The 12135-nt window shown below is 38.6% G+C and carries 7 protein-coding genes and 4 pseudogenes; 1 reads left to right on the plus strand and 10 read right to left on the minus strand.

The genetic code is table 11. The features are described 5' to 3' along the window. Positions 1-876: 876 nt before the first annotated feature. The 8 genes and pseudogenes from virB11 to J7R05_RS06465 all read right to left on the minus strand — a co-directional run. Positions 877-1821 (minus strand): P-type DNA transfer ATPase VirB11, encoded by a 945-nt coding sequence (gene virB11, locus J7R05_RS06430; protein WP_246468251.1) that lies wholly within the window; start codon positions 1819-1821, stop codon positions 877-879. A 67-nt stretch (positions 1822-1888) separates the two neighbouring features. Beyond that, positions 1889-2914: a TrbI/VirB10 family protein gene (locus J7R05_RS06435; protein ID WP_208541672.1), complete on the minus strand. Its 1026-nt coding sequence runs from the start codon at positions 2912-2914 to the stop codon at positions 1889-1891. A gap of 13 nt (positions 2915-2927) precedes the next feature. Continuing rightward, positions 2928-3785 (minus strand): P-type conjugative transfer protein VirB9, encoded by an 858-nt coding sequence (gene virB9, locus J7R05_RS06440; protein ID WP_208541673.1) that lies wholly within the window; start codon positions 3783-3785, stop codon positions 2928-2930. A 2-nt stretch (positions 3786-3787) separates the two neighbouring features. Then, a pseudogene (locus J7R05_RS06445) lies at positions 3788-4464 on the minus strand (VirB8 family type IV secretion system protein). 300 nt (positions 4465-4764) lie between these two features. Beyond that, positions 4765-5666 (minus strand): annotated as a pseudogene (locus J7R05_RS06450) (TrbL/VirB6 family protein). Between the two features lie 211 nt (positions 5667-5877). Next, complete coding sequence (locus J7R05_RS06455; protein WP_208541674.1) at positions 5878-6069, minus strand: EexN family lipoprotein; 192 nt, start codon at positions 6067-6069, stop codon at positions 5878-5880. Positions 6070-6456: 387 nt separating this feature from the next. Continuing rightward, positions 6457-7043, minus strand: a pseudogene (locus J7R05_RS09660) (type IV secretion system protein). Further along, a pseudogene (locus J7R05_RS06465) lies at positions 7007-7309 on the minus strand (transporter); the annotation flags it as partial. The pseudogenes J7R05_RS09660 and J7R05_RS06465, both read right to left, overlap by 37 nt. 377 nt (positions 7310-7686) lie before the next feature. Between J7R05_RS06465 and J7R05_RS06470 the strand changes: the two are divergent. Continuing rightward, complete coding sequence (locus J7R05_RS06470) at positions 7687-8433, plus strand: creatininase family protein (protein ID WP_208541675.1); 747 nt, start codon at positions 7687-7689, stop codon at positions 8431-8433. Here the strand turns inward: J7R05_RS06470 and J7R05_RS06475 are convergent. Together J7R05_RS06475 and J7R05_RS06480 are read right to left on the minus strand one after the other, a co-directional pair. Then, positions 8430-9509: a translocation/assembly module TamB domain-containing protein gene (locus J7R05_RS06475; protein ID WP_208541676.1), complete on the minus strand. Its 1080-nt coding sequence runs from the start codon at positions 9507-9509 to the stop codon at positions 8430-8432. The two genes, J7R05_RS06470 and J7R05_RS06475, sit on opposite strands and share 4 nt — an antisense overlap. Positions 9510-9722: 213 nt before the next feature. Continuing rightward, positions 9723-11999 (minus strand): hypothetical protein, encoded by a 2277-nt coding sequence (locus J7R05_RS06480; RefSeq protein ID WP_208541677.1) that lies wholly within the window; start codon positions 11997-11999, stop codon positions 9723-9725. Positions 12000-12135 lie beyond the last annotated feature (136 nt).

Below are 12135 nucleotides of genomic sequence, written 5' to 3' on the forward strand. Positions count from 1 at the left end.
AAACAAACATGATGATTGAACACACGACGCATAACCATAACCCACTATGCTCTTGAAACCTTTCAGATTAAAAGAGAAAAACTATTCTTTAAAAAAAAGAAAATCAAAACAAAACCATACCTGAACGTCTCAAACCCCTAAACAAAATTCCCCTGAAGGCATTCTATTCAAAACAAGAAAAAATAAACAAAACACTCACACACAATGCAAAAAAAAACATACCTGAAAATTTCGCATACATAGAAAAGGCGTAGTTACCTAAACGCGTTTACAAAGCCTCATAATGACTTTCATACTGCCTTATACCCACATCAATCATTCATTCCTCAAATGTTATTAAACTGCACATTCAACTTTGCTGAAATGACTCAACTACACATACACTATGCAATTGCTTGACGTGCTTTTTCATTCTCTAAGACTTCTTCTATAATAGAAACTATAAGCTTCGGCGATCAATGGATACTATGGAGCATTAGCAATAACTCTTATATGCTTGTTAACAACTTCTATTTTAATGAAAACTCTCTTAAGGATACTTACCATCTCTCTACTATTGGCATACAAAAAAACACAAGCTACAATACTATGCTATTCCCTCTATCAAAAAGTAATAATGAACCATCGCATTAACAAACATCGCAAACGTAATGACACAAATCACTTCACAAACGACGCAATTGCTTGCTTGCACGCTCATATATCTTAAAGTGTGCAGCATCTTGTATATGCATATCTTCTTGTGACAAAAGTTGTTGAAACGTTTCAATTTCTTTGAAAATGATGGTATTTTTATAACGCCCTAGTATCATATGTTCAAAAATATTTAAAAAAGAAACTCAATACCCAATCTTCAACTTCATCAACAACTCAGGCTTAACGGATGTCTTCGCGTGCCAAATCGCTTCCCCCATCACTTTCCTTGACAAGAAGTGTCATTTGTTCAAAAGCTGCTAGAGTGGATGAAGCATGAACAGTTGTGATTGATTCTGGATGCCCGGAATTGACATTGCGAATATAGTAAAAAGCTGTACCATCACGCAATTCCTGTAAGAGTATTCTATCTGGTCGCATACGCAATCCAGATTCAAGTAGTTCTTTAACTCCAACCTGTGCCAATCCTTGATTATCTTTTGAATAAAATAACTGCACCTTGTTTGGATGAGGAACAACAAGCTCGGGAGTATCTTCAATAGTTAAAATCCGCTCATCTTCAGGAATTTTTGCAATTAAAGCTTTAGAGAGTGTTGTTTTTCCTGATCCTGTTTTACCAGATATTAAAATATTTTGTTGCGCAATAACGGCCTTTTCTAAAAAACTACTAAAGTCTTTAGCAATGAACAATTTCGTTAATTCTTGTTCGCTGTCGGATAGTTCACCTAATCGTCCAATCATCTGTTCAGATGGGGTAAAACTGACATTTTTAGTGACAGAAAACAAACCTTTTTCATGCAAACTTTCAAGAGAAAAAGTTCGTGAGGAAGGCTTACGAATTGTCATGCTAATAGTATTTGGTGCAGCCGCAGGAGGCATTACAATTTGTATGCGTTCATTATTGGGCAGTGTTGCTGAGAGGATTGGGTTTTCTACACTGATTTTCTGAGTTGTATAAGCAGCAACAACTTTTGCTATACCTTCCAATTCACTATATGTCAGTTCTTCAAGTTTATGTGTTTCCCAACCATTTTGGCTTTCAACCATGACCTCGCCAGGACGATTGATAACAATTTCAAACAAACTTTCATCATTTAAGTAATCATTTAATAGCTTTAACTTTGTTAAAACAACGGAGGTCCGTTCTGCATTTTTCGTTGCTGTCATGATGGTTTACTTTTACCGAACAGGAGAATGGAGAAAGAAATTGCTCGGGGCAAAGCGCATAAAGATTTTATTCTCTTTCTTTCTCTGTAACGGCCAACTTGTAAACTGATGAAAAATCCAAATCTCTTGCAACGAAAATATTCACTAACTCACCCTGATTTTTTTCCAAGGTAGGAGGTATATTAATTTGATTTTCAAGAGCAATACTAACGGCTTCTTCGCCAAGGTTGTTTGTGCTAACGATAGAACGTAACACTGCTAATCCGAAGCGTTCCCACCAATGGGAATTAATTGCACCATCAAAACCGGATCTTCCTAAATTGTCAGTGGCTGGTGATGCGAGATTAACAACAACTCCGTGGGGTGTTTTTGCTCTTATCCAAAGAACAAAAAGCCGGTTCTGCCCTTTTGTAACCCCACCGCGATATTCACCAACAACTTGTGTTCCTCTATCAAGTAAAACAACGCGGCCATTATCAGATAAAATATCACGACTAATAATACAACTTGTAAAACCTGACTGATCACTGCTTATTGCTGTTTCTAATATACATGGAATAGATGTTCCCATTGCAATAATAAAATTTCTATCGCCTAGTAATTCTGCTTTTGTTCTTTCTATTTTTGTGGGTTTTAAAAGAGTAGAGAAATTTTGAGAATTCTGATCAGAAATTTTATTGGTTTCAGTAAAATTATCTCTTTTTGTTTTATTGTCTTGGGAATGAGATTCACGAGAAAAAACTAAAACCGGTGCACGTCTTGCTGCTTCAAGTAATGGATCTTCTTTAATATCTTCAGCTGGCAGCGTTGGTATTGGTAACGTAATTTGACTAATTTGCAGTTCTGGTTCAGGAGAAGCTAGTTCTAAAGGAGCAAATGAAGTATTAAAGCTTTGTACTTCCTTTTTGGGTTCTTTTTCTGTATCATCTGGTGTTGATGAGGCTGATAATATATTCCAAAGCATGTAGGCGCCAAACCCTAAAAAGGCGAGCCCTATAATTACTTTTTTTCTTGTTTCGCTTGATATACTATTTTGATTATTATCAATTTTTCTGCAATCTTCAGTGATTATCTCATCATTATTGTCACGCATATATTTATTCCTTTCATCTTTTTTTCTTAAAGAATTTGCGTTTTAAAAATGATGAAACTGTATTTATTTTTTGATTACTTCCTTTAGGTTGATAGGCTTCATTAAAAACACATAAAACATTTGCTCCATGTCTTAAAATGAATTGGTGACTAATAGCATGCACAACGACCATATTGCCTTTTGTTGTTGTAGGAATGAGGGATTCTTTACCATCACTTCCAACAATATAAATAGCGGGAATTTCTTGATTGTCAGAAAAAGTAAAAGTGGTTGTTTTGCTATTATCATAAACTGATACAGGTTTAAGAATAACCGCTCCTTGAGCTGAATAAGCCCAATTTCTTAGCCCATGTTGTTCATAAACACCAAAGGCTTCATCTACATATAATGCTTGTTTTCTATCTTTTTTGAGTTGCGCTTCAATTTGTCTTTGCGCTACTTCATCCTGAGGATAGCGAAATTTTACAAGGAAGTATGTTTCACTTTCAGATGAAATTTCTCCATTTTTAACTATCAATTCAAATTGATAAGACCGCTTTGACCCATCACGCCGTGTTGTTATGACTTGTAGATTTGTAATAGGCTGAACTTCTCGTGGTTTAAGAAAAATAATGTTTCCAGCCGGTGCCACTTCCCATGCAACACTATCTCCAATAGCAACATGTGCAATTTCCTCACTAGGGGAAAATTCTATTTGCACAGATGAGCGTATAGATCCAATGATTTTTGTGACATTATAGGCATCATAATTGACAAAGCGAATTCTATTGTCATTAGGTGCACGTACAGGAGAGATACTAGCATAGCTCATATTGTTTAAAAAAGAGCTGACCACAATGCTGAGGAAAAAAGAAAATATAATTTGCTTCATTGTTAATTCACCACTTCAGGATCAGTTCTGTATTCACGAACCATAAAACCAAGAGGATTCACCAAATGATTTTGCGTAGAAATTGGGGCGTTGACATATCCAAAAGTAAGAGTTGCTACCCAATGTGTAATGGATTCTTTATTAGTATCATTTCACGAACTGTTTTATAATAACGAACCTGGGTGACATCTTTACTGATAAACGAAATTGATTTTACAGAAATGGTTGCAACAGCGTTTTTATATAAAAATTGTGGACTTTGTGGATTTTTGGTACCATACCATTCAGCAAATCTACCTTGCTCTTCAAAAGAAGATAACAAAGAAACCGTCTTAAAATTATTTTGCATTTCGCTTAAATTGAACCCTTCACGAGCACGAACATATTTTGCGGTAAAATAGCGTGTGATAGATTCAGCTTCATCAAAATTTGCGGGGCTTTCTTTTAACGCTTCAACCACTTCAACTATACCCGTTGAATTATCAACGCAGATGACGAATGGTTCAACTGTTTTGAGTGGCACAAGCACTATAACAGCTAATGAAGAGACAATTGCAACTATAACTTCTACCCTAGCAATAGCAAGCGAGGCACGCGTAATACGGCGGGATATGATTATTCGATCTTGATCGAATAATCGCGCTTCAGTAATGTACAGCTCAACGTCTTTCTTTTTCATTTTATTTACCCGCAATTTTTATATGATTCAATTTCATGATGTTTTGATTTTTCAGCTAAAGCCATATCAAAACTATCATTTTGCACTGATGATTTGACGCTTGTATCATTGTTGATCATGATTGGAGTAGAAGATGGATTTTTCCCTTCCCAATTCCACATTGATTTGTTTAACGGTCGCTCAACATATCCATTACATTTCGGTAATGGTTTTGCTGTATTCTGAAAAGACGCACACCTGCTCATAAAACAGACGAGCGGTAAAATGATCCCAATATTCTTAAAACCCTGCATTTGTTATTTATCCTCCTCGAAATTTTGATATTAAACCTTTTGCACCACGCATACCTGCACGAGCTGCAAAGACAGTTGTTTTACTAGCTGCTCTAACAGTATGGTGACTTAAATGTGTTGCTCCTGCGAGACTTGCGCCACCAGTGGCTAAAGCTGATGCAATGCCAGGTAAATGGATAAAGAGATAAATTCCACATATACCAATCGCGAGAAACTGAAGCAGAGAAACTATGATATATTGTTTGCAAGGACTTCTGTTGCAAGATTTATATACAAATTACCAACTAGAACCACCAATACTTGCAAAATGACAAAATTTGCAACTTGATCTAACCACGCTTCTGTGAATCGTTTGGTTGTTGAAAACATATAAAGGCCTATAAAAAGTGGTCCTAATGATAAGACAAGGGAAAGGCCAAGTTTAGCAAAACTTGCAACAATAAAACCAATTGTACAAAAAAAGCCCATAATAATTAAACAGATAAAACCAGCAAGCCAGTTAACAATAAACAAACCAATTTTAGTCCATCCTGTATACTGGTTTGCTCCGTTAAAAGCGTGTGCAGCAGCATTTCTAATTATATTATCCCATACATTTTCACCGGAAGATGCTGCTCCTTGTGTGACATTTGCAATGACGTTAGGCAGATCAGTAAAAAATATATCTCTAACCCAGGCGTTATAATTAGGAGCTTTTGTTGTGAGTGTAATAATGATGGTAAGTTTTGCAGCTGTAGCTATAAAATCCCATAATGGCACGGAAGAACGACCATATATGACATTGTATCCCATAAATGCAATGTAGATTGTACAAGACAGGGATAGTGGAGTAAATAAAGACGATGAAAGATTTACAATGATTTTATCCATTATATCATTCAGAGTACCCACTAAACGCTGGTCTATCATAGTGTATATATGAGGAATTTCTTTGCCATTATAGGATATCCCTTTTATTTATGAGTTCATTTCATTGCGTATTCTCATATTACTCGTTGTGGGATTCTTTTTTCTGTTGAGCTTTTTCGTATTCTTCTCGATTTTTTTTAAGTTCTTCTGCCTTTTTATTGAACTCCTCTACCCATTTTTGGTATTTTTCGTCTGCTTTTTTCTGACGTTCTTATTCAAGCTCGCGCTCAGCTAGTCGCATATTTTGACAATTTTTAGATTGTCCAGAAAATCCGCATCTTGCGTCCCATTCTCCACGCAATTCTTTATTTTTTTTAAATTCTTCCACACTGTAAGTTTTTTCACAGCCTGCAATAATAAGTCCAGTGCAAAAAAGCAGTGTTGTTAGAATGATTTTGTTCATTGGCTTAAAATCCTCCGCGTTCCTTACTGAGTTGTTTATCTGCTTCCCATACATTGTCACAATTTTTGGAAGTATTTCCCATCATGCATTTAATTGCCCATTCTTCGAGCAATTTTTCATTTTTTTAAAATTCCTCCACACTATAAGTTCTTTCACAGCCTGCAATGATAAACCCAGTGCAAAGAAGCAGTGTTGTCATAATGATTTTATTCATGATTGTATCTTTCTTTTTCTATTTAATGACTACGAAGTTGTTTGGCATAGTCTCGGTATCGTTCACTAAATTCTTCATAAAGACGTCTTTCTTCAGCCTCAGCTTCAGCTTGTTGAATCATAGCAGCAGCTGCATTTGTAAGACTTGTGTTTGCAACACTGCCTGGGTAACTGCTAATTGCGCTTGAATACCTTGAACTTCCCCGACAGTTTGTGCATTGTTAAGTTTTTAATTAGTTCTTCGATAGTTTGTTTCATTTCATTAGCTGATGCATAAACAGCTTCGCCTGTGGCTGCTTGTCCCTGGTTGCATTGTTCAGCTTTTTTAACCTCTTCTTCGTAGAAAGCATCAACTGCTTCTTTTGATCCTGCACCACCTGCTGGTTTTTTATACGAAAGCTTTTCTTCCCATTTTGCACTGTTTCCACTTTTTCCGTCTAACAATTTTTCAAAATCACCAAAATTGGAGGGTAAGGCAGCTTGAATTTCTTTATTATTGAGCATTTCTTGAAGTGCAGATAAATTAGTAGCTCCATTTAAAGAGCCTAGAGTTTCTTCATTTCATCGATTTGAGAAGTTAATTGGTCAAGCTGTTGTTTGCCTTGTTTTAATTGTTCTATCATTTTGGCAACAGCTGCTGCATCGAACGTGGGCATTTGTGCTAGTACATTCGATGTTAACCCAAAAGAGATTGTACAAAGCGCTATTGTTAGTAAAATTTTCCTCATTGTTTTCGCCTTTCTTGAAAGAGCGGAAGCCATTTTTCTGGAGATTCACCCACTTCGCTCATGATTGTCTCCAGTAATTCAACATTCTTGGTTGTTCCGCTTAAAATGGCTATTTCATCATCAAATCCACGTAGATTTAGTTCTGTAACCACAGAACTATGACCTTGTTTGACCAAAAACCGGCGTGACTCCCGCGTTAATTCTGTTTGTATCAAGTTAAATTCTCGATCTGATAATTTAAAACCATCCACGTAATCTGCGTAATTTCCTTTTTGGTTAGGAAAATATATTTGTGTTGGGTAAGTTTTTCATTTCTTAAAATTAATTCGCAATACTTCATATCTATATTTTTGGTTCACAAATTATGAAATTTACTTTAATCAAGCAATATAAATTCTCTAGAATATTAATATAAGACGTTTTATACATTCATCTGCTTACAGATTTACTTTGTGCTAACTTTAATTAATCATCATATTGATATAATATATTAAGATTATCGTTATGTGTTAATTGATGATTATAGTGACCAATTAATATCACAATAAAACCTTGATCAAAGAGTCGAGTAAGCAGTTTGCCTTTTTTGCATATATGAATTAAAATTTTAAAAAAATAACTCCATCATACTGGATGCACTTTGTAATTTATTTACTCTCTATTTGATAATGAATTTATGATATCTGATACATTTTCTCTTGCTCTTTTACCTTTAGGTGCTCATGAATATCATGGAAATCACCTTCCTTTTGAAACTGATTGGATCATTGCTGAAGCTTTTGCAAAAGCACTCATTTTACAAATAAAAGGGCAATTTCATATTAAACTATTACCGGTAGAAAAGATTGGCTATTCTATAGAACATATGGATATTCCTGGCACACAAACACTCACCTTTTCTGATGCAATAGAACGCTGGATTAATATCGGTGAAAGATGTTACCGTAAAGGTATCAAGCGTTTTCTTCTTCTAAATGCTCATGGAGGCAATTCACCTTTAATAAGTATTGTCATTACTGAATTACGAAAACGATTTTCAATGCTTGCAGTAGCAACAAGTTGGCATCGTTTTGGTTTACCGAAAGGCTTAATAGAGCCATCTGAGCATCACCTTGATATCCATGGAGGATTTATTGAAACTTCCCTAATGCTCTATTTAGCACCAGAAAAAGTACAGATGGAACAGGCAGAAAATTTTTATAACAAGCAAGCTGATATGATTGCTAATTATAAGTATTTGCGTGCCTATGGACCTCATGCCTTTGGGTGGACAATGCGTGATCTTAACCCACGAGGAGCAGCAGGAAATGCAAGTAAAGCAACACCCAAAGCAGGTGAGGCAATTTTTTCTCATGTTCTTTGTGGACTTCGTAATTTACTTGATGATATCAATCAATTTAAAATAAATACACTAAATGATTAAGTATAGAAAAGACACAAAATACACCGTAAGGTAGAATATTCTGTAGCGTTTTTGTAATCGTTAAAGTAATACATCAACCATGCCCTCCTGTAAAGGTAATGGATCCTCCCTCCATACGCATATACCCCACTCATCACCACCCCCTTTCCCCCCCTTCCCCTAATCTCCCCACTCATCATCATCACCGTCGCATTCCCCCCCGTCACCCTTGCCCCCATTGCAACATCCTTCATCGTCACCTTTGTCACCGTCACCGTCCCCCTCCCATTGATCAACACCCCCGTCCCACTTCCCTTTCCCGTAATCGTCATATCCATCACATCAGCATTCGCCTGCCCCTCCACCTCCAACCCCGTCCCACTACTTGCTAAATTAATCGTCGCCCCCCCTCTTACATTAGCCGTCCCCTTCGTCCCCTTAATCTTTATCCCCGTCGTGACATTATTAAAACTCTGCCCATTCAACTGCACCGTCCCCCCATTATTAATCACCACCTCTCCCGCGTTATTCCCACTAACCGTCCCCACCGTCACCCACTCATTCAACATCACCTTCCCATTATTACTTACCTCAATCACAGGACCTCCCTTTGCCCTCACCCCAATCGTCCCCTTAACAACCATAACAGAAGACCCTGGACCCTCAACCACTATCCCCTTCTGCACCTCTGCAACATCAGCATCCACCAACACCAGCTCCCCTTTATTATACACCTTAATCGCCGGATTATTATTCTTACCACTCTTATTCGTAACCGTCAGCTTACTCTTTATCCTAATCTTTGTCTCCCTCCCACTCCCATTGTACACCGTCACAGCAGCCTGACCAGAGTGCTCACTCATATCTATATCTCTCTTACCACTCAGCTCACCCCATCCACCCTCATTACCCCACCCCGTCCCATTTTTCCCACCATCACACACAATTGGCTCCTTACCATTATCCTCACCACCAGCCACCCCCTTACAATTCTGTGCAGCATAGACCTTATTCTGAGAAGTCATAAGAGCAAGACCAGCTAGAATAGCTGTCGATAACACACAGAAACAAACATGATGATTGAACACACGACGCATAACCATAACCCACTATGCTCTTGAAACCTTTCAGATTAAAAGAGAAAAACTATTCTTTAAAAAAAAAGAAAATCAAAACAAAATCATACCTGAACGTCTCAACCCCCTAAACAAAATCCCCCTGAAGGCCTTCTACTCAAAACAAGAAAAAATAAACAAAACACTCACACACAATGCAAAAAAAACATACCTGAAAACATAAATAAGTATAAACTATAAAATAAGGTTGTGTGTGATATGAATGGTAGGTTGAATAGGAACATGCGATTGTTTTAGCGTCACATGTCCCTCATTTGCGACCCTTACCCCCTGTCGTGCTTCATTTCCTGTGAACATCACCTTTATTGCTACAAGATTTGCCCCTTTTCCTTCAACCTTGATGAAGTTTGGAGAAGCAGTATTAGCCCCCTTAGCGCCCCTGTTATTCCCCTTATACTCCATAATAACACCCTTTAAGACAACCTTCCCCGTTGAGAGACTAACGCCGTAGTCTCCCTTAAAGGCAATCTCCCCTCCCTTCATCCAGAATTCCCCATTAGCCACACTCACCCCATTTATGACATTAGAAAGGAGCGCACTTTGTAACATCACACGCCCCCCATTAGCCACATAAACCCCCTGTCCATACCCCTTTCCGTCGATTTTAATGCCTGTCCCTATAATATCTGCAGTATTGAAAACCTTCGTTGCCTCAACCTTTAGGAAAGTAGTATTTTTCTCATGACCTTTATAAGTCATAGTGACATTTGTTAACAAAGCATGTCCCCTCTTGAGATAGATGCCGTGCCCTCCTTTAAACTCCATCGATCCTTCGATCATTTGCACAGCACCCTTTGTAATAGTCATGCCAGTGTGAACATTCGTATAAGTTGGATTCACCAAAACAACTCTCCCCCCATTTGTAACATTTAAGGCCTGCCCATGACCACTTCCATCGATTTTTAAGCTTGCTGCCACCACCACGGCACTCTTTGGTGTAAATGTTTTCCTCGTTTTAGGATCAACTGCCTCTACAGCATTTGTAGTATCCTCTCCCGTGATTTTAATGAAATCAGCTGTAGTACTGTTCCCCTTATAAGTCATCGTAACCCCCATTAAAGCAACCCCACCCTGCTTGAGAAGAATCCCGTGCTCTCCTGTAAATGTTATCTCGCCTCCCTCCATTTTGACATCCCCCTGTGTAACAGTCATAGCCTTATCAACATTGGTAAAAGTTGTGCCTTTCATCAACACCTGCCCATACCCCAGCTCTATCCCCGTTCCACTACCAGGCCCTTTAATATTAACCCCATTTAACAAAGCATACCCGCTTACAAGATTGATGCCATAGTCTCCTTTAAAAGTAATGCCCCCTTTGTCCATCACCAGCAATCCACTCGTCACCCTTGCTCCCATTTCAACCTGAGAAATATTCACATCCCTCATCATGACTTCTCCTAAGCTACTCACCACTACCCCTATACCTGTAGCTGTAGTTTTGCTCGTACCACCTGGTCCTGTAATGTTGAAATCACTTAACAAAGCCTGTCCCTTACTGAGATAGATACCGTATTCTCCCTTAAAAGTAATACCCCCCTTAAACATAAACACAGATCCCTCTGAAATAGTCATACCACTTCTCACATTGCTAAAGTTTGTCTCTTTCAACCACACAGCTCCCCCATTTGCTACCTTGACACCCTGCCCCTTACCTCCATTTCCTGTGATTGTTATGCCTTCTGCCAGAACTTTTCCCCCTTCAACCTTGATGAAGTTAGCATTAAGACCATCACTCTTATAAGTCATATTGACCCCTCTTAAATCAGCATACCCCCCTGTAAGACTGATCCCATGCTCTCCTTTAAACTCTACCGACCCTTCAACCATGACCACATCCCCCTTTGTGACAGTCATACCTTTATCAACACCCCTTACATTTGTCTTGTACAGATTAAGCATTCCCTCACTAACTTTGATGCCCTCTTGCCCTGTTTCCTTTCCCTCGATATTGACCTCTCCTAAAAAAGCATACCCCCTTGTAAGATCAATACCGTAATCTCCCGTAAACTCTACCGATCCTCCAAACATGCGAATACCTCCCCTCCAAACAGTCATACCTTTATAGACACCCCTTACATTTGTCTTGTACAGATCAAGCATTCCCGCACTAACTTTGATGCCCTCTTGTCCTGTTTCCTTTCCCTCGATATTGACCTCTCCTAAAAAAGCATACCCGCTTATAAGATTAATGCCATAGTCTCCCTTAAAAGTAATCTCCCCTCCCTCCATACGTACAAAACTTCCCTCCTTAACAGTCATACCTTTTGCGACATCTCTCAAATGCGTCCCTTTCAACCACACAGCTCCCTCTTTTGCTACCTCTATCCCATACCCATACCCATTTCCCGTAATCGTCACGCCCGTCAACTCAGCCCTCACCCCTTTCCCCACATATACTCCATACCCATCACTCCCCTCAAACTCAATCCTCGTCCTATCCTCCACCGTCAAACTCCCACCCCCCTACTAAATAGCCTCTCCCAGGCAATAGGCCTTCATTCCCTTAAAACAACGTCCCCTCATCTTCCAGCCACAAACACCTCTTCATCCCTCAAGACACAAACGCCTCCTCACCCAGTGTGCCCCT

This window comes from Bartonella capreoli (assembly GCF_902813205.1).
GTDB classification, from domain to species: Bacteria; Pseudomonadota; Alphaproteobacteria; order Rhizobiales; family Rhizobiaceae; genus Bartonella; species Bartonella schoenbuchensis.

Coding starts and splice junctions, on each gene's coding strand:
- J7R05_RS06475 (WP_208541676.1), bottom strand. CDS start 9,509: ATGCGTCGTGTGTTCAATCATCATGTTTGTTTCTGTGTGTTATCGACA.
- J7R05_RS06455 (WP_208541674.1), bottom strand. CDS start 6,069: ATGAACAAAATCATTCTAACAACACTGCTTTTTTGCACTGGACTTATT.
- J7R05_RS06470 (WP_208541675.1), top strand. CDS start 7,687: ATGATATCTGATACATTTTCTCTTGCTCTTTTACCTTTAGGTGCTCAT.
- virB9 (WP_208541673.1), bottom strand. CDS start 3,785: ATGAAGCAAATTATATTTTCTTTTTTCCTCAGCATTGTGGTCAGCTCT.
- virB11 (WP_246468251.1), bottom strand. CDS start 1,821: ATGACAGCAACGAAAAATGCAGAACGGACCTCCGTTGTTTTAACAAAG.
- J7R05_RS06435 (WP_208541672.1), bottom strand. CDS start 2,914: ATGCGTGACAATAATGATGAGATAATCACTGAAGATTGCAGAAAAATT.